This window comes from Synechococcus sp. BDU 130192, from assembly GCF_963876085.1.
Taxonomy (GTDB): Bacteria; Cyanobacteriota; Cyanobacteriia; order Cyanobacteriales; family MRBY01; genus MRBY01.
Window position 1 is genome coordinate 101,401 of the sequence record NZ_CAWNNO010000062.1, and the last position, 23,584, is coordinate 124,984.

Annotated in this window: 25 protein-coding genes; 14 read left to right on the forward strand and 11 right to left on the reverse strand. The window is 48.5% G+C overall.

The window, feature by feature from the left end; genetic code table 11:
* Positions 1–25: 25 nt before the first annotated feature.
* Complete coding sequence (locus AACT35_RS15590; RefSeq protein WP_099237765.1) at positions 26–778, forward strand: class I SAM-dependent methyltransferase; 753 nt, start codon at positions 26–28, stop codon at positions 776–778.
* 38 nt (positions 779–816) lie between these two features.
* A complete protein-coding gene (locus AACT35_RS15595; RefSeq protein ID WP_099237767.1) occupies positions 817–1,200 on the forward strand; it encodes a hypothetical protein in 384 nt (127 codons plus the stop codon).
* Positions 1,201–1,233: 33 nt separating this feature from the next.
* Here AACT35_RS15595 and AACT35_RS15600 read toward each other — a convergent pair whose 3' ends face one another.
* Entirely contained in the window at positions 1,234–2,238 is a 1,005-nt protein-coding gene (locus AACT35_RS15600; RefSeq protein ID WP_099237769.1) for a beta-ketoacyl-ACP synthase 3, read from the reverse strand.
* A 50-nt stretch (positions 2,239–2,288) separates the two neighbouring features.
* Entirely contained in the window at positions 2,289–3,386 is a 1,098-nt protein-coding gene (gene plsX, locus AACT35_RS15605; RefSeq protein WP_030005802.1) for a phosphate acyltransferase PlsX, read from the reverse strand.
* Between the two features lie 146 nt (positions 3,387–3,532).
* Here plsX and AACT35_RS15610 point away from each other — a divergent pair, with 146 nt between their 5' ends.
* The 3 genes from AACT35_RS15610 (at position 3,533) to AACT35_RS15620 (ending at position 5,988) form a co-directional block, all read left to right on the forward strand.
* Complete coding sequence (locus AACT35_RS15610) at positions 3,533–4,828, forward strand: D-alanyl-D-alanine carboxypeptidase (RefSeq protein WP_254047941.1); 1,296 nt, start codon at positions 3,533–3,535, stop codon at positions 4,826–4,828.
* Between the two features lie 223 nt (positions 4,829–5,051).
* Entirely contained in the window at positions 5,052–5,681 is a 630-nt protein-coding gene (locus tag AACT35_RS15615) for a precorrin-8X methylmutase (RefSeq protein WP_030005804.1), read from the forward strand.
* Between the two features lie 163 nt (positions 5,682–5,844).
* Entirely contained in the window at positions 5,845–5,988 is a 144-nt protein-coding gene (locus tag AACT35_RS15620; RefSeq protein WP_030005805.1) for a high light inducible protein, read from the forward strand.
* A gap of 199 nt (positions 5,989–6,187) precedes the next feature.
* On the opposite strand, the gene zds is transcribed toward AACT35_RS15620, so the two are convergent.
* The gene (gene zds, locus AACT35_RS15625) at positions 6,188–7,651 is read right to left on the reverse strand and encodes a 9,9'-di-cis-zeta-carotene desaturase (RefSeq protein ID WP_099237773.1); all 1,464 of its coding nucleotides are present in this window, start codon (positions 7,649–7,651) and stop codon (positions 6,188–6,190) included.
* A 242-nt stretch (positions 7,652–7,893) separates the two neighbouring features.
* Here zds and AACT35_RS15630 point away from each other — a divergent pair, with 242 nt between their 5' ends.
* From AACT35_RS15630 to AACT35_RS15650, 5 genes are all read left to right on the forward strand, one after another.
* Positions 7,894–8,316 carry a tellurite resistance TerB family protein gene (locus AACT35_RS15630; RefSeq protein WP_099237775.1) on the forward strand — a complete coding sequence of 141 codons (423 nt, stop codon included), beginning with the start codon at positions 7,894–7,896 and terminating at the stop codon, positions 8,314–8,316.
* A 68-nt stretch (positions 8,317–8,384) separates the two neighbouring features.
* Complete coding sequence (gene pcrA / locus AACT35_RS15635) at positions 8,385–10,751, forward strand: DNA helicase PcrA (protein ID WP_099237777.1); 2,367 nt, start codon at positions 8,385–8,387, stop codon at positions 10,749–10,751.
* A 41-nt stretch (positions 10,752–10,792) separates the two neighbouring features.
* Positions 10,793–11,950, forward strand: a complete 1,158-nt coding sequence (locus AACT35_RS15640) for an ATP-binding protein (RefSeq protein ID WP_099237778.1) — start codon at positions 10,793–10,795, stop codon at positions 11,948–11,950.
* 67 nt (positions 11,951–12,017) lie between these two features.
* The gene (locus AACT35_RS15645) at positions 12,018–12,572 is read left to right on the forward strand and encodes a Uma2 family endonuclease (RefSeq protein WP_099237780.1); all 555 of its coding nucleotides are present in this window, start codon (positions 12,018–12,020) and stop codon (positions 12,570–12,572) included.
* A 130-nt stretch (positions 12,573–12,702) separates the two neighbouring features.
* Positions 12,703–14,127, forward strand: a complete 1,425-nt coding sequence (locus AACT35_RS15650) for a glycosyltransferase (protein ID WP_099237818.1) — start codon at positions 12,703–12,705, stop codon at positions 14,125–14,127.
* A 35-nt stretch (positions 14,128–14,162) separates the two neighbouring features.
* Here AACT35_RS15650 and AACT35_RS15655 read toward each other — a convergent pair whose 3' ends face one another.
* Complete coding sequence (locus AACT35_RS15655; protein ID WP_099237782.1) at positions 14,163–15,395, reverse strand: MDR family MFS transporter; 1,233 nt, start codon at positions 15,393–15,395, stop codon at positions 14,163–14,165.
* Between the two features lie 38 nt (positions 15,396–15,433).
* Positions 15,434–17,947 (reverse strand): O-antigen ligase family protein, encoded by a 2,514-nt coding sequence (locus AACT35_RS15660; protein WP_099237785.1) that lies wholly within the window; start codon positions 17,945–17,947, stop codon positions 15,434–15,436.
* Positions 17,948–17,998: 51 nt separating this feature from the next.
* On the opposite strand from AACT35_RS15660, the gene AACT35_RS15665 reads away from it, so the two are divergent.
* Entirely contained in the window at positions 17,999–18,523 is a 525-nt protein-coding gene (locus AACT35_RS15665) for an AAA family ATPase (protein ID WP_099237787.1), read from the forward strand.
* Here AACT35_RS15665 and AACT35_RS15670 read toward each other — a convergent pair.
* The gene (locus tag AACT35_RS15670; RefSeq protein WP_099237789.1) at positions 18,480–18,755 is read right to left on the reverse strand and encodes a DUF3143 domain-containing protein; all 276 of its coding nucleotides are present in this window, start codon (positions 18,753–18,755) and stop codon (positions 18,480–18,482) included. The two genes, AACT35_RS15665 and AACT35_RS15670, sit on opposite strands and share 44 nt — an antisense overlap.
* Positions 18,756–18,840: 85 nt before the next feature.
* Entirely contained in the window at positions 18,841–19,326 is a 486-nt protein-coding gene (locus AACT35_RS15675) for a J domain-containing protein (protein ID WP_099237791.1), read from the reverse strand.
* Between the two features lie 59 nt (positions 19,327–19,385).
* Between AACT35_RS15675 and AACT35_RS15680 the strand changes: the two genes are divergently transcribed.
* The 3 genes from AACT35_RS15680 to AACT35_RS15690 all read left to right on the forward strand — a co-directional run bounded on the left by AACT35_RS15680 (position 19,386) and on the right by AACT35_RS15690 (position 21,454).
* A complete protein-coding gene (locus tag AACT35_RS15680; RefSeq protein WP_143596754.1) occupies positions 19,386–20,102 on the forward strand; it encodes a DciA family protein in 717 nt (238 codons plus the stop codon).
* A gap of 419 nt (positions 20,103–20,521) precedes the next feature.
* Positions 20,522–20,797: a hypothetical protein gene (locus AACT35_RS15685; RefSeq protein ID WP_062432330.1), complete on the forward strand. Its 276-nt coding sequence runs from the start codon at positions 20,522–20,524 to the stop codon at positions 20,795–20,797.
* A 399-nt stretch (positions 20,798–21,196) separates the two neighbouring features.
* On the forward strand, positions 21,197–21,454 hold the full coding sequence (locus AACT35_RS15690) for a DUF6761 family protein (RefSeq protein WP_012306174.1): 258 nt from the start codon (positions 21,197–21,199) through the stop codon (positions 21,452–21,454).
* 45 nt (positions 21,455–21,499) lie between these two features.
* On the opposite strand, the gene AACT35_RS15695 is transcribed toward AACT35_RS15690, so the two are convergent.
* The 4 genes from AACT35_RS15695 to pyrF all read right to left on the reverse strand — a co-directional run bounded on the left by AACT35_RS15695 (position 21,500) and on the right by pyrF (position 23,390).
* Entirely contained in the window at positions 21,500–21,835 is a 336-nt protein-coding gene (locus AACT35_RS15695) for a hypothetical protein (protein ID WP_065710115.1), read from the reverse strand.
* Positions 21,836–21,953: 118 nt separating this feature from the next.
* Positions 21,954–22,283: a Grx4 family monothiol glutaredoxin gene (grxD, locus tag AACT35_RS15700; protein WP_012306176.1), complete on the reverse strand. Its 330-nt coding sequence runs from the start codon at positions 22,281–22,283 to the stop codon at positions 21,954–21,956.
* A 60-nt stretch (positions 22,284–22,343) separates the two neighbouring features.
* Positions 22,344–22,604, reverse strand: coding sequence for a BolA family protein (locus AACT35_RS15705; RefSeq protein ID WP_012306177.1), 261 nt, complete (start codon positions 22,602–22,604; stop codon positions 22,344–22,346).
* Between the two features lie 96 nt (positions 22,605–22,700).
* Positions 22,701–23,390, reverse strand: coding sequence for an orotidine-5'-phosphate decarboxylase (gene pyrF, locus AACT35_RS15710; RefSeq protein WP_012306178.1), 690 nt, complete (start codon positions 23,388–23,390; stop codon positions 22,701–22,703).
* Between the last annotated feature and the right edge of the window lie 194 nt (positions 23,391–23,584).

Consider the following 23,584-nt stretch of genomic DNA (forward strand, 5'->3'; position numbering starts at 1 on the left):
TAAACCCGTGGGTTAGGACAAGGCAGTGGCAGACTATCAACTTTTAATAGACCTCCATAAAAATGCTGAACGTCAAGGGCCTGGGGGAAATCCAGAAACTAAACTTGCCCTTGATCTGTTGGGAATAGATAAAACTGCTCCCTTAAAAATTGCTGATATCGGTTGCGGGACAGGGGCTTCGACATTGGTACTTGCGGAACAATTAAACGCGCAGATTACCGCAGTCGATTTCCTCCCGGATTTTCTCGAAGTCCTTGAAACGAGAGCAAAACAAAAAGAACTTTCTGAAAAAATATCGACCCTGTGCTGCTCCATGGAAAATTTACCCTTTAATGATGCAGAATTTGACGTAATCTGGTCTGAGGGAGCAATCTATAATATCGGCTTTGAAAAAGGGATCAAAGATTGGCACCGTTATCTAAAATCAGGTGGATTATTGGTCGTTTCAGAAATCACTTGGCTTACAAATTTTCGTCCGCTAGAAATTCAAAAATATTGGGAAGTTGAATATCCAGAAATTGATCTGGCCTCTGCAAAGTTTGCTTTACTCGAAGAGCACGGCTACTCACCAATCGGTTATTTTGTTTTGCCAGAACATTGTTGGTTAGAAAATTATTACCAACCGATGCAGGTGCGTTTTCAAGATTTTCTAAATCAAAATAATCATAGTGAAGATGCTCACAGTATTGTTGAAATGGAAACGCGCGAAATTGAATTATATGAACAATACAAAGCCTATTACAGTTATGGAGTATATATTGCCAGAAAATTGAATTGAAAAATAGCTAAATTGTTTTCACTTCAGGCCAATGACCTATGATTTTTAGAGCCTTGTTAGTTGGGATTCTAATTGCTTTTGGAGAAATTATTAATGGCAATTTTCGCGTTAGGTATCTCCAGAAAAAGTTTGGCCGCCGCACAGGAAAAAATATTAGCCTCTGCTCAGGAATCTTGCTTTTTACCTTGATTGCCTACTTTTGCTTGCCTTGGATCAAGCCTCAAAATCTACTTGAGTGTGCTGGCATTGGCTTGATTTGGGTTATGGTGATGTTGTCTTTGGATTTGTACTTTGGCAGAGTTGTATTTCGATTACCATGGCAAAAAATTGTGGATGATTTCAACCCACTCAAAGGTAATTTCTTAGGCATTGGTATGCTTGTTTTGTTGTTTTGCCCCAGCATAATATTTTTACTCAAGTGATCTTTTAAAAGCGGCGATCGCCTTTTTCTTTCACTAATGAGGCATTCCCCATTTAAAGATTGCCGATCCCCAAGAGAGACCCGCCCCAAAGCCAGAGGTGGCCACCGTTTGACCCGGTTTGATTTTGCCAGCCCGCACCGCTTCATCGAGGGCAATGGGGATCGAGGCCGCCGAGGTGTTGCCATATTCCTGGAGATTGGCAATTACCTTTTCTGAAGGCAGCTTTAAGCGTTTTGCCACGGCATCAATAATCCGCTGATTGGCTTGGTGGAGAATGAGCCAATCAATATCTTCTGTGGTGAGACCTGCCCGAAATAGGGTTTTTTCAATGACTTCCGGCACTTTCGCCACCGCAAACCGGTAGACCTCGCGCCCATTCATGGTGATTGCTCGGTAGCCACCTTTTTGAATTGACACATCATGGATTAAATATTTGGGATGCCCGTCGTAGGCAAGATTCAGGCATTCGTTTTGGCTACCGTCGCTGTACATCTCAAAGCCGAGCAACTGATCCTGGGGGCTGCTCTGACAGACCACGGCCCCAGCGCCATCACCGAATAACACACAGGTGGTGCGATCGCCCCAATCCACCCACCGGGACAACACATCGGCACCAATCACAACAATTTTTTGAAAGGTGCCCGTCCGAATATACTGGGCTGCTGTCACTAAACCGAAAACAAATCCAGAACAGGCCGCCGTCAGATCAAAGGCGGTGGCATTTTTTGCGCCGATCAACTGCTGCACTTTCCCGGCACTGCCAAACAAATCATCCGGTGTGGAGGTCGCCAGGATAATCAAATCAATTTCTTCTGGGTGTAAATGGGCGGCGGCGATCGCCTTTTTTGCCGCCTCTGCCGCCAGTTCACTCAAACTACTATCTTCTGGAAGTAAATGACGATTTGCGATCCCCGTTCTCGTGCGAATCCACTCGTCTGAAGTCTCTACCAACTGACTCAGATCATCATTATGGATGACTGCTTTTGGTGTGGCAGAGCCACTTCCTGTAATGGCAATACCTGCCCCATCAAATTTCAATGCTCGACTCCCTTCCTTCCTCGGAGATGATTCATCTGATAGTAATTCATTCACTCGCTTTTTTCTATCATGGCACTGGATGCCACTTCAGAGAGTGTGGTGGTGGAGTTCGTTTGCTGCTCAAGCAGAGCTTGGTGTTCCTCCGTGTAATTTTGAATCCGTTGGATTACCTGGTTGTCAATTGCTTCTTTGGCTAAACGAATTGCATTAAAAATAGACGGCGCCTTCGAGCTACCATGGCTAATGATACACACCCCAGCCACTCCAAATAGCAGTGCGCCACCGTGTTCTGCATGATCAATGCGTTGCTTAATTCGCTTCAGGTTTGGAGTTAATACCGCCGCCCCAAGTTTGCCCCGCAGACCACGGGGTAATTCTTCTTTTAAGATTTGTAGGAGCACTGCGCCGACTGATTCTGCAAACTTTAAGAGGATATTTCCCGTAAAACCATCGCAGACCACCACATCAAACTCACCGGACAGCACATCCCGTCCTTCGGCGTTCCCCTTGAAAGGAATTGCAGGGTTACTACTCAATAGTTCGTGGGTTTTTAGGGCCAGTTCGTTGCCCTTGGAAGGCTCCTCACCAATATTCAATAAGCCCACCTGTGGTTCCCGGTTCCCCAGGACATACTTACTATAAATAGTCCCCATCAGGGCAAATTGTTCGAGATATTTCGGACGACTATCGACATTCGCTCCCACGTCGAGCACAATTACTGACCGCTCAGGATCAAGGGTCGGAAATACAGCCCCGATTGCAGGCCGATCAATGCCCTTAATGCGACCTAATTTCAAAAGAGCCGCAGCCATCGCCGCCCCAGAATGCCCCGCTGAAACGACGGCATCGGCTTGTTTTTTACGGACAAGCTGCATCGATAAATTAATTGACGCTTTGGGCTTGCGCCGAATGGCCACGAGGGGTTCTTCGCACATTTCCACCACTCCTTCGGCTTCTACCACATGGAGAAACTGGTTGGCTGGAGATGAATGTTCGTCTAAATACTTTTGAATGCGGACAGGGTCACCGACTAGAAAAACTTCTACATTGAGTTCTTCTACGGCTCGGATCGCCCCAGCAACGATTTCGTCTGGAGCATAATCTCCCCCCATAGCGTCTACGGCTATTTTTGCGCGTGTCGATGACATTTTTATCAGGAATAGAAGCCTTCAACATATTACCAGAAGCCTGTTGGGTCACTGAAGTCACGGCTGAGAAGATTTTGATGTTGATATCATTGACCCAAATTTTGATTGTGATTTTGCATTGACGGGGATCAATGGGGGTTTACGGTATGTTAAATGGGTTAACTTTGGGGATTTTGGGTTTTTTGGGCTTTTTTCAGCAAGGGGATGGCACGGATTTGGCGATCGCCCCCTATGCAAGCTTGCAATGGCAAGAAGCGGGTCTCTTTGAGATTCGCTACCAACAGGACACCAATACCCAAACCATCGTGGATCGATACTTAACGCAATTGGATTCTGGCGGCAAAGATCCGGCGTTACAGGGCATTTGGCTAGAATCAGCCTGGTCAACCCTGGGGAGCCACCAGGGAAATCAACCGTTGTCGGCGGCCTCGCTAACGAAAATTGCGACGACCCTAGCGGCCTTGGAGCAGTGGCCGTTGACCCATCGTTTTAGCACCCGTGTTTACACAACGGGGACGGTGGCTAATGGTCTAGTTCAGGGAGATTTGGTTATTGAAGCGGGTGGCGATCCTTTATTTGTTTGGGAAGAGGCGATCGCCCTGGGCAATGCCCTAAATCAAGCTGGAATTCGTCAAATTGAAGGAGATTTGCTCATTATCGGTGACTTCATGATGAACTATGTTGCTGAGCCTGCCACCTCTGGGGACAGTTTGCGCCTCGCCCTTGATCAACGCGCCTGGAACGACGCCATCGAAACCCAATATCAACAGATGTCGCCGCGTCCTCCCCGTCCCCAGGTGGCGATCGCTGGAAAAATCCTTGCTCGCCAAGCCCTACCCGATGGTGCAACCCTCGTCCTTAGCCATCAATCCTTAACCCTGGCCGACATCCTCAAACAAATGAATCTCTATAGCAACAATGCCGTGGCCGAGGCGATCGCCCAAAACCTTGGTGGTGGCCCAGCCATGGGAACAGACATTGCCCAAAGCCTGAATATTCCCAGCTCAGAAATCCAGCTCATTAACGGATCTGGCCTCGGCGTCGAAAACAAAATCTCCCCTCGGGCTGCCGTAGCAATGCTCCAAGCCATCGACAGCAAACTCCAAGGACAACCCTTTACCGTATTCGATCTCCTACCCATTGCGGGCCAAGATCGCGGCGGCACCGTCAATAACCGCACCATTCCCCCAGGCATCGCCTTTAAAACGGGCACCCTCAACCAAGTCAGTGCCCTCGCTGGGGTTATGCCAACCCAAACCCAAGGCAATGTCTGGTTTGCCATTATCAATAACGGCACCTGGGACGTTAGCGGCTATCGACAACAACAGGATCAACTCCTACAAACCCTAAGTGAGCAGTGGCCGGTGATTCCCCCCGTTGACTCAACTCAAAAATCTCCCCCAGACTATTTCGGCAATCCCGAACGTATTCAAGCCAATTAAAAACCAAAGACCCAATCATCAATTCCAGAATTCCAAGCCGAGATAAAAAAATTGCCCGAATAATGCCGAAACACTTACCTATCAAGATATTTAGGCGCCTTGCAATGAAACTAATGTCAAGTTAATTTTTCCCGGAGAACTACTCCAGTGGCTTTTCGGGTATGTCAAAATTGTGGAGGACTACTGAACAGAGCCCAACAACGCCTAGGCAGTACAAAATATGATGGAATGGCATCTGACCGACGCCCAAAGTTTAGCCCTCATTGATCGCGAAATTGGCAAACACTCCTTTTCCCCTGCCGAATATGAAATTGTGCGTCAGGTCATTTACTGTACCGCTGACTTTGAGTATGCCCAACTGATTCACTTTTCAGAACACGCTCTCCAGGCTGGTGCAGCGGCCCTGGCCGCTCGCGGTACGATCATCGTCGATGCTCCGATGGTTCGTGTCGGTATCACAGAACAGCTTCAAAATTCTTTCGCCAATCCCGTTTACTGTAGCGCCGATACCCTCACCCGTCCCCAACGGGAAAAGACAAAAACCGCTTGGGGTATGGAAACCCTGGCGCGCCGTTATCCAGAAGCAATTTTTGTCATTGGCCAATCCCAAACCGCCCTGTCTAGTCTGGTCACTTTAGTCAAAAAAGGCATCATTCGCCCTGCGCTGGTCATTTTTACTCCTGCTAATTTTCTGACAGGCACAGCGCCCCAAAAGTATTTAGAAGAAGCGGCGATTCCACACATTTGCATGCAAAGTCGTAAAGGTGGCGCGACCGTTGCCGTGGCGATTATCAATGGTTTGATTAGTTTGTCATGGAAAGCCTACGGACAAGATGTAGGCGAAAACCCTTGAAGGAGAAGGGTTTTCACCCTGTTTTCGTTTCAATCCTCGAAGAAATTTCCCTTTAAGCAAGTAACAAAACGTTGCAAGATATCTGCACTTTTGTTAAATTAAGTATCAACTGGTTGACTAGAAAACAACTATATACGTCAAGATTCTTCTGAGGAAATAAATTATGGAAAATCAAGAAAGCAAATTTGGTTTTAGCGCCTTCGCTGAAAACTGGAACGGCCGCCTAGCAATGCTCGGTTTCGTAATCGGTCTTTTGACTGAGCTCCTAACCGGAAAAGGTATTCTGGCACAACTCGGCCTCATGTAATTTCTGAGAACTGACGACATTCCAGGATCAGTTATCACAAATTGATTGTTAAAAAAGCACTTAAAAGTTTGAGAGAGGATTGAATTCCTCTCTTTTTTTGTTTTTTGTCAAAAAATAATGAAGAAGCCCCCGTTCTATTGGTATCAGGAGGCTTGGTGGACAATTTTTTCAGTTGTAGTAATGCCGCAGTAGTTTCGTCCTACACAACCGCAGGGGTTTTCTCGCGTGGTTCTTCGACGGTACGGAGGATTGCTGCTGCCGCTTGGCGACCGGAAATTGTCGCGCCTTCCATGCTGTCGATGTAGTCTTGCTGGGTATAGCTTCCGGCTAAGAATAAATTGTTGATGGGCGTCGCTTGAGCTGGGCGATACACATCCATGCCGGGGGCTTCTCGGTAAAGGGACTGGGCGAGTTTGACGACATTTGACCAAGTCATATTAAGCTCTCGGGAAGAAGGGAAGAGTTTATGTACCTGGGCCAAGACGTGTTGGGCAATTTCTTCATTGCTTTTTTTGATAAATGGATCGCCGGGCGTCAAAACCAATTGCATAAGAGAACCTTCACCTTCTTTGTAGTAATCGGCGGGACTGGCGAGAGCTAAATCGGCAAAACAGGAAAAATCGGCTTGGTGGGTGTAGAGCAGATTATCAATACCAACCGCTTCTTGGAGTTGTTTACGTTTTTCGGGGTCGTTGAGTTCTGTTACCCAACCGTCAAAGCGTAATTGCACAGTGGCGACAGGCACAGCTTCGAGATTGTAAATGTTGTCAAATTCTGACCATTGACGCCAAGCTTCAGGAATAATGCGCTGGATACCAGGGATATCAAGGGCAAAAACATAGGTATCGGCGGTGATGGTCTCGGTAGTTTCACCGTTGTTAATGACGAGACCATCAATTTTGGGTTGTCCTTCTAGGGTGTAGTTGACATCGATAAGCCGATGGCGGGTATGAATTTTGGTGCCCCGGGCTTCGAGGTAGTTGACGATGGGTTTGTGGAGATATTCGTGGGGAGAGCCTTCGAGCATCCGCAGCACTGAGGCTTCAGTTTTTGCGGCGAAGAACATGAAAATGGTCAACATGCAGCGAGCGGAGATATTTTCGGTGTCGATAAAACCAAGGGCGTAGGCGATCGGATTCCACATTTTTTTCAGACTGCCGTCATTACCGCCATGGCTCCGGAACCAATCGGCAAAGCTGATTTTATCGAGGTCGCGGATCGTTTTCATGGCTCCGTCAAAATCAACGAGGCCCCGCACAATGGGGCTTGTTCCTAGGGCCAGGGAATTGGCGGCTTTGTCGATCGCCGAAAGTTGAGAAGAGGTAAAGAATGCTTTGAGACCATGGAAAGGAGCACCGACGGGAAAACGGAAATCGAGTTCGCCAATTTTGCCCCCTTCGTTAATGAATTGGTGGGTGTGTTCCTTGAGGCGGAGGTTATTGCCGGCACCGACTTTTTCCATCAGGGCAAATAGGTTGTAGTAGCAACCGAAGAAGACATGGAGGCCCATTTCGATGTGATTGCCGTCTTTGTCAACCCAACTGCCGACTTTTCCACCGACAAAGGGGCGAGCTTCAAAGATTTCGACTTCATGGCCTGCATCGACCAGTTCAATGGCGGTGCTGAGTCCGGCGAGGCCTGCTCCAACGATTGCTACACGCATTACTTTTGTCCTACGGTTTGATTCTCAAAAAAGTATTAATTATTGTAAACGATTGGTGGGGGTCTCTTCGGGGCGATCGCCTTTCTTTCTGGTTGAATCGGTGCGGGTTCAGGAAAAGTTCAAGTCAGAATGTTTAAGATATTCAACAGAAAATTCGGGGTCACAAGACGGGGAGTTTAGGGTAGAGACAATCAAGAAGGTTTTGGCCCATAACTTTCCCCACTGATTCGGGAGGACCCCTTATGCAGACGGCAGATAAAAACAAACAACTTTTTAAAATTCTTTTTAGTGCCGCTTGGATCGACGGCGAAATCCAGGTAGAAGAACGTCAATATCTCCACCAAATTGCGGATCAAAAAAACCTCTCCCAAGATCCGGATATTCGGGCTTTGTTATGTGAGGCGGTTCCTGTTAAACCGGAGGATTGTTACCGTCTCGTCGAAGAATACATTGATGACCATACCAACGAGGCGGAATACCAAGAACTGCTCGATGCGGTTAGCCACATGGTCTACAGCGATAGTCAAATTGAAACGGAAGAGGCGAAATTGCTTAATCGCTTGCAATCTCTAGCGCCGGAGTCCCAGCACGCAAACTCTCCTTTTCAGCGGGTGATCAAATCCATCCAAAAACTCTACAAAGGGGCGATCACCGAGATGAACTAACTGAACCCTGCCACGCCGGGGAGTATGTCAAAATAAGGTCTCTCCTTGTGCTGTGAACCTTACCTTCCATGTCTGACTTGTTAGCCCAACTCAACCCCTCCCAACGTCGTGCTGTTGAACATTTTTGTGGGCCACTCTTGGTGGTGGCTGGGGCTGGCTCAGGCAAAACCAGGGCCTTGACGTTTCGCATTGCCCATTTGATCCGCAATCACCGTGTTGATCCAGAAAATATTCTGGCCGTCACCTTTACGAACAAGGCTGCCCGCGAAATGAAAGAACGGGTGGAACTGCTCTATGCCCAACAGCTCGCAGAACTGCAACATGGTAAACCCTTGGGAGGGCTGCCGGAGTTTGAGCAAAAAAAATTGCGATCGCAGGTTTACAAACAAGTTACCAAGCAGCTCTGGATTGGCACGTTTCACAGCCTATGCGCGCGAATTCTCCGGTATGACATCAACAAATATCAAGACGAACGGGGCCGCACCTGGCAGCGCAATTTCACCATCATGGACGATAGCGACGTCCAGACATTGATCAAACGAATTGTCACCCAGCAACTAAACCTAGACGATAAAAAATTCAATCCCCGCACCATCCGCTATCAGATTAGTAATGCCAAAAACCTTGGCCTTGCTCCCAACGATTATGCTCGGCAGCAGGGGGGTTACAAAGGCAAAGTGGTGGCGGAGGTTTATGAAGCCTATCAAACGGCCTTGGCGGCGAATAATTCCCTCGATTTTGATGATTTAATCCTGATTCCGGTGCGGCTGTTCCAACAAAATGAATCGATCCTCGGCTATTGGCACAGTCAATTTCACCATATCTTGGTGGATGAATATCAGGATACAAACCGGATTCAGTATGAGTTGATTCGGCTACTCAGTACCAATGGCGAAACAAACCAGGCCGCTTTGGGTTGGCATAATCGCTCTTTGTTTGTGGTAGGGGATGCCGACCAGTCCATTTATTCGTTTCGGATGGCGGATTTCACAATCCTGCTGGAATTCCAAGAAAATTTTGGCGATCGCCTCCCCGATGACGAAACCCAGACGATGGTTAAGTTGGAGGAAAATTACCGCTCCCGGGAAAATATTCTGAAAGCCGCCAATGCCTTGATCGAGCAAAATAGCCAACGCATCGATAAAGTGCTCAAGGCCACCCGGGGCGCTGGAGAGGAAATTTATTGCCACAAGGCGGATAACGAAAACGAAGAAGCGCGGTTTGTTTTAAATCAGATCCTCGGTCTGCGGCGCAAAAATCCAGAACTCGACTGGGGCGACTTTGCGATCCTCTACCGCACCAATGCCCAATCCCGCCCTTTTGAAGATCTCCTGATTCGTAACAACATTCCCTACCAAGTAGTGGGCGGCTTTAAGTTCTATGACCGCAAAGAGATTAAAGATGCCCTCGCTTACCTCAAGGCGATCGCCAACCCCGCAGATACCCTGAGCCTGATGCGGGTGATCAATACTCCCAAGCGGGGCATCGGCAAAACCACCGTCGATAAACTTAACCACGCCGCCCAAGAATTAGGTTGTCCCCTCTGGGAAATCCTCAGCGATGAAACCTCTGTGGCCACCATCGCTGGACGGGCCGCTCGGAAAATTAACGAGTTTGCTGGGCTGATCCAGGAAATGCAAGGCAAAATGGCGACCATGCGCGGTGCCGATATCCTCGATTATGTGATGGAAAATTCCGGCTATATCGATGATTTAAAAATGCAAGGTACCGAAGAAGCCGACAGCCGCGTCGAAAATATTTCCGAGCTTTACAATGCAATGCTGCAATTCCAAGAAGAAAATGAAGACGGCAGCTTAAATGGCTTTCTGGAAAATGCGTCCCTTGCTTCGGATCTCGATAACCTCAATGATGAATCCCAGCAGGTTTCTTTGATGACGCTCCATTCAGCCAAGGGTTTGGAATTTCCGGTGGTTTTTTTGGTGGGGCTTGAGCAAGGGCTATTTCCCCATACCCGCTCCTTAAATGATCCCGTTGCTTTAGAAGAAGAACGACGGTTGTGTTATGTGGGCCTGACCCGCGCTCAAGAGCAATTATTCCTCAGCTATACCAGGGAGCGATATATGTGGGGTTATCGAGAGCCTGCCGTTGCCTCGCAATTTCTCGCGGAACTCCCCCAGGAGTTGGTGACTTCCAATGGGCGATCGCCAGCGCCAATGCCCCCAAAGCAGGAACCCAAAATGATGTCCATTAGCCAGAAGCAACGCTCCCAAAAAAGACGAGAACGACAGGCAGCTCGCACCGAAGTAGCTCAACAAAAATGGGACATTGGCGATCGCGTCCACCACAACGTCTTTGGGGAAGGGGAAGTGATCAAAATCTTTGGGGATGACAAAAAGACCAACCTAGCGATCCAGTTTCCCAATCTCGGCAAAAAAATCATTGATCCCCGGGTCGCTCCCATGAAAAAGCTTTAGTAAATTTTGAAAACAATTTTTTGTATGTAGATTAAATAAGAATGAACCTCAAAGAATTACGAACAAAAGCCCAGTCTGTTATGAATGAAATAAGAGACAAGGGTTCATTCCCAAAAGAAAACAATTTGCTCGACTATAAAGAGAAATTGAGTATAAAAACAAGTGCTCCTCCTGAAGAAGTTTTTATGAGCAATTTGGCTAAAGATATAATTTCATTTGCCAATTCGGATGGAGGCATCATTATTTTAGGAGTTAGAGAAGAAAAGAAAAAAGGCCAATATGAAGACGTTGGACTCGATAGTGAAAACGTTGAATTGATTAATAAAATTGATTTAAACAATATTATTCAAAAATTCACCAGTGTCACAAAATCTTCTGGAATCAATTTAGATTTGAAAGACTATAAAATTGGAGCCAGAAACTTTTTTTATTTGATTGTCGAGAAAAGCTATCAAATAGTATTGCCTATTCGAGACTTCTCTGAATATTCTCTTGTTAAAGGATGTATATATTACAGAGTATCGGCCAAGAATGAACAGGCGAATCTATCCACTTCACACTTTAACAGTTTTCTTCAACTTAAAGCAAACGAAAGAAGTCGAGAATTTATGGAGATTTGGTCTAATTTATTGCCGGAAATGGTTGATATTAATCCTAGAGAAGTACTCATTGTAAATCCGAGTCAAGATAAAGTATATGGATTTAATAGTCGAGAAAATAAGCTTTCCGGCAGTGATGTTGATATTGAAAAAGAAGAAGATGGAGTTTTTAATATTATTTTAAAAGCTATTTCTGCTGGTGAAATTGGTAGAATTACAACAGATGAAGGTAAGCCAATTTATAAAATTGTAGGACAAATTCGACAAGATAATAGAGACCGTGTTAGTTTAGCTAGCCTAGAAAGAGCCGTCAAAGATAAAGCTGACTATAAGTTCACAAATGCTCAATTAAAAATTTGTCTTCATCATCTGGGCTGGGTAAGTAGTCCGAATTTTCAAGTAGAAGATCCTCCTGCTGGGACGGTTATTCAAGATAAATTTGAGAAATATATTTATATTGGTGATGTTGATAGCTTGAAAGGCAAGAAAAAAATCTTTTTTTCAAATTTAGCTGTCGATCAAGTTGTCCCTATCATCAATAATGCATCGATTCATGAAGAACTATTTCAGAGGCAATTAGTACCTAAAAATCAACAATGATTTGTATCACAAAATTATCTTTATTTTATCAATAGTTAATCATATAGATTTTGATTTCTATTCTCCGATGAATCCAGAGGAATATCTCGCCTTTGAAGCGACCAGTGATATCCGCCATGAATATGTCGATGGTGAGCTTTATGCCATGGCTGGCGGCACAGGAAATCACAACCTGATTAGTTTGAACTGTGCCATGTTGTTAAGAAATCATCTAAAAGGCTCTGGCTGTCTGACGTATATGTCCGACATGAAAGTAAATGTTGCTCATCAACGACGCTTTTTTTATCCAGATGTCCTTGTAACCTGCGATCGCCGCGATGATCCGGCCCAGACTTATCTCAACTTTCCGAAACTGATCATCGAAGTGCTTTCTCCCTCGACAAAAAATTTCGATCAAACCGCTAAATTTTTGTACTATCGCACCCTGCCCAGCCTAGAAGAATATCTACTCGTTGGCACAGAAAGCCCCTTTGTGCAATGTTTTCGCCGACAGACCCAAGACATCTGGACAGTACAAATTTACGAAGGGCTTGAGGCGATCGCCCATTTAGAATCCTTTGATCTTGATGCCCCCCTCACGGACATTTACGAAGGAGTAACTTTCACTGCGCCAACTCCGTAGTGATGGTCGCACAGTCCCTTGAGAACCGTTCCCCAAGGGGGCAGGCCTATCGATTATCATGAATGTCGAGCGGCAAACGCAATTATCCCCAGCCCCCGAACCGCACTTTTTGGAAGAGGAGAATCTCCGCATGGCAAATCAACCCTGGCAAACCGATGACAATCACGATCCCCTTGGGGCTTTTTTAGATGAACTGACTGATCCAGAGGTGGCCGAAGCGGAATTTCGGAGTGATTTTTTCCAGGGATTAGGGGGGCGTCGTAAAAAGTCAGCCTTGATGCTTAGTTTCATCTGGGCGATCGCCTTTGTCCTGCACAGTGTGAGCTGGGGGTCAACGGCGGTTTTGGGAGCTACGGGTCTGCTTTTGATTCAGGCCATCCGTTTGGTTAGTGCCCAGCCTGATCCCCAACCCCAACCCCTAGCTGACGAGGATTTAACCACTGCCCCCATCGTTTCCCTCATTGTCTCGGCGAAGAACGAAGAGGCAGTGATTGGGCGTTTAGTAAAAAATCTCTGCCAATTGGATTACCCGACGGCGAAATGTGAGGTCTGGTTAATTGATGATGCCAGCACCGACAAAACACCCCAAATCCTCGATCAATTGGCCCTGGAGTATCCCCAGTTAAAGGTGGTGCATCGCTCTCCCAATGCCGGTGGTGGGAAGTCAGGTGCCCTCAACCAAGTTCTAGCCCAAACCCAGGGAGAAATTATTGCGGTCTTTGATGCTGATGCCACGGTACCGCCGGAATTTTTGCGCCATGTGGTGCCCCTCTTTGCTGATGAAAATGTGGGGGCGATCCAAGTCCGGAAGGCGATCGCCAACGAACCGCTAAATTTCTGGACGAAGGGTCAAGCTACAGAAATGATCCTCGATAGCTATTTCCAGCAACAACGGATTGCCCTGGGGGGCATCGGTGAACTGCGGGGTAATGGTCAGTTTGTGCGCCGTTCTGCCTTGGATCAATGTGGTGGTTGGAACGAAGAAACGATCACCGATGACTTGGATCTCACCATCCGTCTCCATTTGGACAATTGGAAAATTGGCTTTTTGCTTAATCCCGCCGTTAACGAAGAAGGAGTTACCAAGGCGATCGCCCTCTGGCACCAGCGCAGTCGTTGGGCCGAAGGGGGTTACCAGCGCTACCTTGACTATTGGCGATATTTCTCGAATAAGCGCCTCGGCTTTGGTAAAAAAGTCGATCTCTTTTCCTTTGTTTTGATGCAATATTTGCTCCCCACTGCGGCGATTCCCGACTTTATTTTTGCGGTACTGAAGGGCCATTTACCCGTCCTGATGCCGATGACGACCCTTGCCCTCGGCCTATCCCTCTGGGCAATGGTGCAGGGAAATATGCGCGTCTATCGCGAGTTGCCCTGGACTTGGGCGAAGGTCACGAAAATTTTTACGGCCTGTGGTCTGACGATGGTTTATATGCTCCACTGGATGGTCGTAATGCCTTTGACTACGGCCCGGATGTCGGTGCGTCCCAAACGGCTCAAGTGGGTTAAAACCACCCACCAGGGAGAAGAAGAAAGTTTTGTTTCTCAGACTTAGTGAATTTACAGGAAATAATTAACCATTGAACGGAGTTAACCCTCCGTTTTTTTGTGGGTGATAAGGGTTTCGAGGTACCGCAAGGTCAACAGACAAGGAACAATACTCACTGCCCCCGCCAGCCAAAATCCATGGGCGATCGCCGGCACCTGATCCAAGGCCCAACCGCCGATCGGTGGCCCAATTAAATAACCAATCGCCCAACATTGGGAATTCAGTGCGAGGTAAACACCCCGTTGGGAAGCTGGGGCGAGATCAACCACTAAAGCAGAAGCGGCTGGGGTATAGGCATCGGTGGCTAGGGCTAAAATCCCCAAACTGGCGATCGCCCCCACCAATGCCGGAATCGCGCCCATGCCAGCCCCCCACATCACCGTAAAGCCTATTCCCCACAACAGGAGAGAAACCATCAGGGCATGGGGTCGGCTCAAGCCATTTAAACGCCGGGCAATGGGCAACTGACAGACGGAAGCAAACACGATATGCCAGGCAAACAGCCCACTAATCACCTGGGGCGAAAATTCAATGAAATTCGTGAGGTATAGGGGCGCTGTACTTTGGATCTGGGCGATATACAGCGTAAACATCACATTGACGGCCATGTAAATTACCAGCCGTTGATCCTGGAGGGCCGTTAACCAGCTATTGCCGTCGGCTTGGACATCTTCGTGGCTTTGGTAGGTTTCGGCGATCGCCACCCAGATCACCCCAAAAAACACCACAAAACTGATGCCATCAAGCACAAAAAGCAAACGATAATTTTGAATCGTCGCAATGATCAAGCCCCCCAGCATCACCCCTGTACCGAGGCCAATGTTATCCGCCAGGCGCACCAAGGCAAAGGCTTCATTGCGCTGACTACCGCTGGTTAAATCTGCCACCACTGTTTCTGTCGCAGGCCAATACAAACCGATCCCCAGCCCCATTAACAAATTTCCCAACACCAACAGCCAAAACGTATCTGCCGTTGCCAAAGCCACATCGGCGATCGCCGAAACCCCTGCGGCGGCCAGCAGCGTTTTTTTTCGTCCCCAGGCTGGATTATCCGCCCCTGTTCCCCCTAAAAAACGGCCCACAACCCCCGAAACCGAGGCACTCCCTAGGGCAAGGCCCACCTGGGTAGCTGATAGGCCCACCTGATTTACGAAAAAGATTGGCGCATAAAAGGCAGTGAACCCGGTGCCAATCTGGGAAAGGAGTCGGCCTGCGGCGAGGATCCAGATCTGGCGATCAAGGCCCAGCAGCCAATTTTTTGATGCATTACCCATGAAATTTTTAAATTGCGCTTAAATGTTGACCGTGAAATTTATTGTTCCCTGAGTTGGAAATTGTTTTCAGTGGGGTGAGGCAGGCCCAACGCCTCGGTACGGACATCGTTGATCAGCTGATCTAAAACCGGGAACGTGCGGGGATAACCACTTCCCAGCCCCAACAGTGACAGGAGACGAAACGTCTGGAGATCATCGGGACGCAACACCGTATCCACCGCTTCAAAATCCTCACTACGGTAAAGCAGTCGAGAGGCTAGGCGTTCACTACCGACGGGTTTGGCAAGTTCGGCAATCTGCTTCAGCCATGTCTGGAGCGTCACCCCTTCGGCACGGCGGGAGGTCAGGAGATAGGTTTGGGAGTCTTCTGCATCGGCTTGTTTGAGGTTTAGATTCAGATTAAAATCCGGCTGAAACCAGGCCTTGAGAATGAGCCAACGGGTATTATTGTCCGGGTTTTGGGCAATTTGTTGGTCGATGATTTCCAGGGCTTGTTCGGGTTGGCGATCGCCTAAAATCAATGCCTGCACCATTGGTGAAAACTGACCGAGATGATCTCGGTGGGGAATCGGCAGACTATGCCACCAAGCCAACCAAGCCATCCGTTCCTGGAGGGTGATGATGTAGGGATCCTGGGGATCAAGGCGTTCAAGTAGATCCTGGTACAAGGCGAGGGACGCCTCGACAGCCTCCACCCGCACCGCCGCAAAGGGTTCTTGTTCCCATTGGCCGAGGGTCATGATATTGGGGTCAACTAAGCCCTGGAGCGCAAAGGCGGCGATCGCCTTTTCCCGTTGATCGGTCTGGAGGTAGGTTTGACCGAGGAGAAAATAGGTGGGTTCTGCCTCCCGTGATAACAACTGGATAGCCCGTTCAAAGTATGGTTGCGCCAAGCTTGGATCTAATTCCCGCAGCACAACCCCTGTGTTAACGTTGGCATAGTAGTCGTTGGGGATCAGGGAGTGGGCATCGAGAAAATATTCCGCCGCCAGTTCTGTGGTTTGTTGGTTGCTTTCTGGGTTATCCGTTGCCTGGCGCGTTCCCCACAGCCACAGGCCCAAGCGGAGGGGATAGTTCACATTCCAGCCATTGAGGGCATAGGCGCGGTTCACTGCGGTAAAGGCCGCTTCCGGTTGCCCATTGGCCCAGAGGGTCTGCCCCCGTGAAAAAAGATACATCCCAGCACTGTAGGGCACAGCAACTAACAAGGCTCCCAGAAAACCAGCGAGGCTTCCTAAGCTCCACAAACGGCGTTCGGGAATGGGTAAAGGTTGGGGAGTGGCTTCGTGTAAAACCTGATCCGCAACGCTCAGTAGCAGCACAATCGTTAAAGTTAGGGTAAGACTGATCGGGATATTTTCTAATTGGTAATCGGTGAGGGTCGCCATGGCGTAGGCAAACCAACCGCCCCCCAAGCCGTAGAGTAAGCGTTTAATTTGCGGGTTATCTGTGTGGTGATGGATACGATGACCGAGCCGAATTAGCTGCACCAAGAAAAAGGCGATCGCCACCCCACCGATTAAACCCAGTTCTCCCAGGAGTTGGATCGGATTGCTGTGGAGTTGTTGGATGTGGGCGGCGCCGGAGCCGACATTGATCGGACGGTAGAGGTTATATTCCCGGGACATATTCCCAGGGCCGACCCCCGTTAAAGGGCGATCTCGCAAAATATTTAAGCCCGCCTGCCACATAAACAAGCGGTCTTCGGTTTCCCCATCCACCTGGAACTGCACCGTTGGGAGGCCATCGTTGAGATTAATTTGAATCAGCCGCTGCACCCGGGGGTGTTGTAACCCCGCTGTCACCATGATCCCCAACAGAAATAGGGCAATGGTGCCGGAGATTAAACGTTTTTTTCCTTTTGTGCGGCCAATAACGAAGGCGATGGTGGCGATCGCCCACAAAAATAACCCCACAAAGCCACCCCGGGAAGAACAAGTGTAGAGGAGATAAAGCAGGGGAGTGCTTAGCACCAAGAGTAGACCCCGCAGTTTTCCCCGGTGGGCAAGGGCAAAGCTCAAGATCATCGGCAACACAAGGCAGAAATAGGCCGCCATAAAGTTGTGATGGCCCAGGGGAATGGAGTTGCGTTCTAGCTCACCATTAGCCATTAACCAACCAATGAGGCTCACGAAACTGATCCCAAAGCCCAGCCCCACAAGGCCCCGCCATTGATTTTGCCAAGTCCAAACACCTAGGCCGCCAAGGTTCCGGAGACCGTAGAGGACAACGCCATACCCGGAAACAGTGACGAGATTCAACAGAGCAACCCCTTTAAACGGCGCAAATATAGTGGATAGTCCGCAGGCGATCGCCACCGCTAAAATGCCCCAATCCAAACCATAGCCTAGGGGACGAAAAGGCAGCTCAAATTTCCGGAGCATCACCAAGAGGGCAAGGCCCAACAGTAAGAATCCCCCCTGCCAGAGTAAGATCCAAGGGAAGGCGGCCATGAGGTAATAACTCGGCGGCAAAAACATAAAAAAAATCAAGAGTGCCAAGCCCCCGCAGGCGAGCCAGCGTCCCATTGTCATCTCAGCAAAAGTCTTCATCTATCTCCGTTAATTCGTCGATATTACGCAAAACATGAGTTCAAACTGATTGTGTTTTCCTCGGCACAACCCCCATCGCATTTTCTCATTGGTGCCCCTGGTTCTGGCAAATCTACCTTTGCCCGGTGGTTACTCCAAACTATGCCCCAGGCTTGCTTAATTTCTACCGATGGGATTCGGTCGCAATTGTACGGCGACCCAGGGATTCAAGGGGATTGGCCCACCATTGAGGCGATTGTGCTACGGCGGCTACACCAGGCGATCGCCCAGGGAAAACCTGTCATTTATGATGCCACCAACTGCCATCAACCCTGGCGATTAGATTTTTTAGAAAAATGCCCGCCCATGGATTGGTTGGCTTGGTATTTAGCTTGTCCTTTAGAGGTTTGCTTGGCCCGTAACCAAAGGCGATCGCGCCAGGTTCCCCCAGAAATTATCGAAAAAATGATTCATGATCTCGAAGCCGCGCCACCCCAGGCCCAGGAAGGCTTTCTGGAAATCATTACTCTCCCGGATTTGCAACCAGAAACCCTTAAGGCCCTGAAAAAACAGCAGCTTCAATATCTCGACGGCTGAGGGAATATTTAAACGAACGCTCAATGTCAGAACCATCGGCCCCTGCTTTGAGGTAGGACACTGCCAGCTCTTCGATTTCGAGGCGAATTTCTGCTTGCCAACCAGGACAGCCGACTGTCCAACAGTGGAGATTTTGGGGATCTTGCTCGCAGCCCATCTCCCGGAGCCACTGCTCAATTTTGGGGAGGGGATGGTTGTAGAGGGGGCTATCAAGGGAAGGCATTGTGGACATGGTTTTGGTAGAGGGTGATTGGCTTGGCTCAAAAGGCCACAGTTCAGTCTACCAATTTCTTTTTGGTGACAACTGCACTGAAACCCTAAAACAATCCCTCTAGATTTAGGTCTTGGCGGCTAATCCCTAGGGCGATCGCCAACAATACACAACCGACAAAAGTTAAACTCATAATAAAAAGCGCGAAAATTTCTCCCGCCGAGAGGGGCCGATCCGTCGGATCGAGATAGGCAGAATTTGAATAACCACGCTCTCCCTGCTCATTTTGCAAAGGTTGGATCACACTATAGCGAGAAAAGCCAATCTGCAAATCGTAAAGCGATCGCCGCTCCGGACTGCTTAAAATGCCGTAGGCTTCATTGAGACGCTGAAACTTTGCCGTGGCTTCCGCTTCCGGTAAAACCGTCGTATCGGGGTGAAACTGCTTGCTGAGTTCCCGGTAACGTTGGCGGATTTCTAGCGGCGATGCCGTCGGTGATAGGCCCAAAAGACCATAATGACTCTGGGCAATGCATGTTTTGACATCAAGGACTTTTTCGGTGGTGCGAGACCGTTGGGAAGAACGAGCCATCGTGAACAAACCCCAAAGACTTGCCCCATATTTTATCGTTCTCTCTCCCCAGAGGTAATGTGGTAGTAACAGACAAAAGGCGATCGCCCTTTCGCTATTTTCCCTTGCCCTGTATTCCCCGACGACCCATGGGATTTCAATCCATCGATCACCTCCTCAACCATCTGCTCGACCAACCCGCCTGGGCGCACCAAAAACGTTTCACCGCCGTTAATAAGCGTTGGCAAAAGATCCTGCCGAAAAAAAGCCTGGCTAACAGTCATCCCATTCGGATCATTGATGACGTTTTGTGGGTCGCCACCCCCAATCACACCTGGTCACAGCATCTGAATCTCCAGCGCCGCCGCCTGTTAGCCCAGCTTAATGCCCAACTAAACCCTCCCCTGAAGGATCTCCGGTTTTCTACCGTCCATTGGCACCGACGGCCTGCCTATTCCCCCCTGGCCGCCGACCCAAATCTCCCCCATCCGAGCCAGATCCCCCCTCGTCCAGACCAACCCCAGCGCCCGGATACTCGTCAAACAAATCAAGATCCCCTCGAAGCCGCGCGCCACTGGGCCGAAACCCAACAGCAACTCTTCGCTGGGTTACCTACCTGTCCCCGTTGCCAAAGGGCGACGCCCCCTGGGGAACTAAAACGGTGGCAGGTTTGTAGCTTTTGCATTGTGCAGGTTTGGCAGGAACAACAACCCTTAGGTTTGGGCCTTCCCCCTGAATCTTCGGCCCCGGAAACTTCTACCGAGCCAGAAAATGCTCCCCCTGAGGATGATCCCTAACTTACTTTTTGCAGGGAATAAAGCAAAGCGCCGGAATCGCGACTGTTGAGCTGTGGGAATTCTGAAATGTTCAGTAAAAATTTGACGATCGCCAAGGTTTTTTGGACGTAATCACTGGCTTATTTTATTTTTCTGGGGGAATACAGAGAAAAAACATCTTGATTGTTAAATGATCCCCATAGTGAATTGACTGCGTTTTTGCCATATCTTAGGGGGTTACAGGCACATATACCTATTTAAAATTACTGTTAAGAAGTTGAAACATCAAATATAAAAAAAAAACAAACTTTAATTGTGCCTTGATCCGGGTTAATCAAGGGCAGGGATTAAGCTTCAGGGGATCTGGTGATCTGGGTAACAGTCACATAATGAAAACATAAATAAAATTTTTATGACATGGGGTCCCTAGGGGAGCGTTTATGAAACCGCAAAGTTGCTCAGTCTCCACTTGTAAGCATTGTCGTTGTTTTCAGGCTGAAGGGCGTCGTGGCGGCATCTGTAAACGCTTCGAAACGTTTGCGGCAGGGGACTGGACAAGCTGTCCCTTTGCACTCCCTATTTTTGAAGACAGTTGGGAACCCACAACGGATCTGGTATTGCTCGAAAAATCTTTTTCGTTGGAATGTGTGGCCCAAAAAGTACCAACGGCGATCGCCCCGCTGCCAACGACCTATTCTGAGATTCATCCCCAATAGTCGGGATTAACTCTCTGGCCGACAAAGAAATGGCTTTAAAAACAAAAAATTGATGGCAAAAAACTTAGCATGGGCAACCATGCTTTTTTACTGGTGTTGTTCGGCAAAAAAATAACGGCGATCGCCCCCGTGGTGTAAAAATTAATTTTGGGAAATACTTTTATTTTTTTGTTGGTAAAACTTAATATTGTTTTAAGAAAAATTATCGGCAATTAGGGTATTTGAAGGGGGTTTTTATTGTTGCGCGAAGAGCCGAGATCTCCTTTAAAAAGGAAAAAAATCAGCGCCAATTCACAAAAATCGCTAAAATAGGGCCAAGAGAAACAGGTATCAGGTGACACAATAACCGTTTCCCTCTGTACCCAGACTCATCTACTGTTTTTTAAATCTTCCGTGACTATGCTCCAAGACAGTCTCACCATCCGCTACTATCAACGCTTAACGGACGCCATGGTAGAACTGTGGCGCAGAGGCAACCGTTATGAAGATATTCGTCAATACATGGACGGTTATATTGCCTGTCTTCACCACACGGGAGCCCTTGAAGTGTATAAGATTCACCGCTTAGAAGAAGAAGTTTTTCGTTTTCTGCGGGATCCATCCAATTTTGAGATGGCCTACCCCCAAACCCAAACGGAAACAGATTTTTATTACTAAAGCTGCCGTCGGGGCAAGGGAATTTTTGTCCCTGGGGCGTTGTTTTTACCAGGGAGCATCAACAATGGAAGCAGATTGTAGGGTCACGGCCTGACCGGCAAGGCGTTCAACCGTTGCTTCAAGGTGATCCTCCCCAACCACTTCACTCTGGAAATCCCGAAGACTTTCTAGGCCAGGATACTCATCAAGCAGCTCTTCTCGTAATTCGTAGCCACTGACCCGAAAAAGCCAGGGAACCCTATCAAAGTTGGGATGCTTGGTAGGTATACTTTTGACACCAGAAACGGTGATGTAACGGCGGTGACCGGCACATAGCGGGGGGAGCTCGGCAGCAAGCTTCTCCCCTCGTAGTAGGCGCTTATAGAGATCGGGGCTAAGCATAACCTGGGGATTTTTGGCCTATCTGAGACGGCCAGAATGTAGGGAAACAGTCTCTGATTTCACAGATAAGTGACGCTGTTTCCCAAAGTTATTTTTCGTTTTCGAACAGGCGATCGCCCTAGGACGCGAGGGCGACCTCAAGCATCTCATGGAGTTCTTTTGAGTTGTAAAGCTCGATCATGATGTCGGAACCACCAACAAATTCTCCATTGACATAGACCTGGGGAATCGTCGGCCAGTTGGAATATTCCTTAATGCCTTGGCGCACATCGTAGTCTTCTAGAACATCAAAGGTCTGATATTCAACGCCGAGACTGTTAAAAATTTGCACAACGTTGTTAGAAAAGCCACATTGGGGCATTAGCTTACTGCCCTTCATGAACACAAAAATTTTGCTGCTGTTGACCAATTGATCAATTTTTTCGCGGGTTTCAGGGGTTAAAGACATTTATTTTTCCTCATAGTATGGGTTGACAAGGGTTCAGGAAAACATTGTTTCCCCGACCGTTTAAGTGGGTTGACCCACTTCTGCCCATTTCTCCGGGGTGAAAGTCCGCAGGGCTAAAGCATGGATCGCTTCTGAGGCTAAATCCTCCTTGAGGGCAGCATAGACCATTTGGTGTTGGCGTACCCGGGATTGACCTGCAAAGTCGGGGGAAACGACGATGGCCTCTAGGTGATCGCCGCCACCGGTGAGATCTTTCACGAACACTTGGGCTCCGGAAAGATGGGTTTCAATGGAGGTTTTGACTGCCGATAAGCTAACCATAGGTAATTAGTGTGAAATCAATCCTAAATGTAAGCAGGAATACTTAAGCCATTGTATCTTTAGTCTTCCGTCTCTGGATTTGCTGGGGTGAATGATTTAGGCGATCGCCAACTCTGCTTGAATTTTCTGCCAAGCCGCTTGGGGATCTGCGGCCTGGGTGATCGGTCGGCCAATGACAAGGTGATTTGCTCCCTGTTGGATTGCCGCCTGGGGAGTCATGACCCGCTGTTGATCCCCTGATTGAGCCCAGGTGGGCCGCACCCCTGGACAAACCAAGGTAAAATCTTGACCGCAACATTGCCGCAGCATCGCCACTTCCTGGGGGGAACACACCGCCCCATCTAACCCAGCGCCTTGGGCCAGGTTTGCCATGTGTTGGGCAAAGGCATCGAGGGGCAGATCCACTTGCAAATCGTCCCGCAACTGGTCTGGACTAATGCTGGTGAGGACAGTAATCGCAATCAGTTTAGTCGGAGAATCTCCGAGGGCTTCTTTGGCAGCCGTTAAGGCGATCGCCCCGGCAGCACCGTGGATGGTCAATAGGTCGACCCCATAAGCCCGCGCCGAACGGCAGGCACCAGCAACGGTATTGGGAATGTCATGGAATTTGAGATCAAGAAAAATGCGTTTGCCCTGGTCTTTGAGGTAGCGCAAAATATCCGGCCCAGTGGCGACAAACAATTCTAGGCCCACTTTCCAGAAAGTGACCTCCGGTAAGCTCTCGACTAAGGCGATCGCCGCAGGGAGATCCGGCACATCCAGGGGCACAATCACAGTATCTTGCATCAGTTATTGCTTGCGTAAATTTCATTAGAGACGGTCATGTTCAGCATAACGGTGTTTTGAGCTTTTTGAGCCAAGGCTCACCCATTGGCAAAATCCCACCGGGGACTAGGTTAAAATAAACCCCTTGCGGCGTAATATGCCCAATGACGAGTGGTTTTCCTTTACGCTCTTTTTCTGTACAAAATATTCCAATC

Excerpts from the sequence above, each read along its gene's own strand:
- AACT35_RS15595 (WP_099237767.1), top strand. The coding sequence starts at position 817 with ATGATTTTTAGAGCCTTGTTAGTTGGGATTCTAATTGCTTTTGGAGAA.
- plsX (WP_030005802.1), bottom strand. The coding sequence starts at position 3,386 with ATGTCATCGACACGCGCAAAAATAGCCGTAGACGCTATGGGGGGAGAT.
- AACT35_RS15610 (WP_254047941.1), top strand. The coding sequence starts at position 3,533 with ATGTTAAATGGGTTAACTTTGGGGATTTTGGGTTTTTTGGGCTTTTTT.
- AACT35_RS15615 (WP_030005804.1), top strand. The coding sequence starts at position 5,052 with ATGGAATGGCATCTGACCGACGCCCAAAGTTTAGCCCTCATTGATCGC.
- AACT35_RS15620 (WP_030005805.1), top strand. The coding sequence starts at position 5,845 with ATGGAAAATCAAGAAAGCAAATTTGGTTTTAGCGCCTTCGCTGAAAAC.
- zds (WP_099237773.1), bottom strand. The coding sequence starts at position 7,651 with ATGCGTGTAGCAATCGTTGGAGCAGGCCTCGCCGGACTCAGCACCGCC.
- AACT35_RS15630 (WP_099237775.1), top strand. The coding sequence starts at position 7,894 with ATGCAGACGGCAGATAAAAACAAACAACTTTTTAAAATTCTTTTTAGT.
- pcrA (WP_099237777.1), top strand. The coding sequence starts at position 8,385 with ATGTCTGACTTGTTAGCCCAACTCAACCCCTCCCAACGTCGTGCTGTT.
- AACT35_RS15640 (WP_099237778.1), top strand. The coding sequence starts at position 10,793 with ATGAACCTCAAAGAATTACGAACAAAAGCCCAGTCTGTTATGAATGAA.
- AACT35_RS15645 (WP_099237780.1), top strand. The coding sequence starts at position 12,018 with ATGAATCCAGAGGAATATCTCGCCTTTGAAGCGACCAGTGATATCCGC.
- AACT35_RS15650 (WP_099237818.1), top strand. The coding sequence starts at position 12,703 with ATGGCAAATCAACCCTGGCAAACCGATGACAATCACGATCCCCTTGGG.
- AACT35_RS15655 (WP_099237782.1), bottom strand. The coding sequence starts at position 15,395 with ATGGGTAATGCATCAAAAAATTGGCTGCTGGGCCTTGATCGCCAGATC.
- AACT35_RS15660 (WP_099237785.1), bottom strand. The coding sequence starts at position 17,947 with ATGAAGACTTTTGCTGAGATGACAATGGGACGCTGGCTCGCCTGCGGG.
- AACT35_RS15670 (WP_099237789.1), bottom strand. The coding sequence starts at position 18,755 with ATGTCCACAATGCCTTCCCTTGATAGCCCCCTCTACAACCATCCCCTC.
- AACT35_RS15675 (WP_099237791.1), bottom strand. The coding sequence starts at position 19,326 with ATGGCTCGTTCTTCCCAACGGTCTCGCACCACCGAAAAAGTCCTTGAT.
- AACT35_RS15685 (WP_062432330.1), top strand. The coding sequence starts at position 20,522 with ATGAAACCGCAAAGTTGCTCAGTCTCCACTTGTAAGCATTGTCGTTGT.
- AACT35_RS15690 (WP_012306174.1), top strand. The coding sequence starts at position 21,197 with ATGCTCCAAGACAGTCTCACCATCCGCTACTATCAACGCTTAACGGAC.
- AACT35_RS15695 (WP_065710115.1), bottom strand. The coding sequence starts at position 21,835 with ATGCTTAGCCCCGATCTCTATAAGCGCCTACTACGAGGGGAGAAGCTT.
- grxD (WP_012306176.1), bottom strand. The coding sequence starts at position 22,283 with ATGTCTTTAACCCCTGAAACCCGCGAAAAAATTGATCAATTGGTCAAC.
- AACT35_RS15705 (WP_012306177.1), bottom strand. The coding sequence starts at position 22,604 with ATGGTTAGCTTATCGGCAGTCAAAACCTCCATTGAAACCCATCTTTCC.
- pyrF (WP_012306178.1), bottom strand. The coding sequence starts at position 23,390 with ATGCAAGATACTGTGATTGTGCCCCTGGATGTGCCGGATCTCCCTGCG.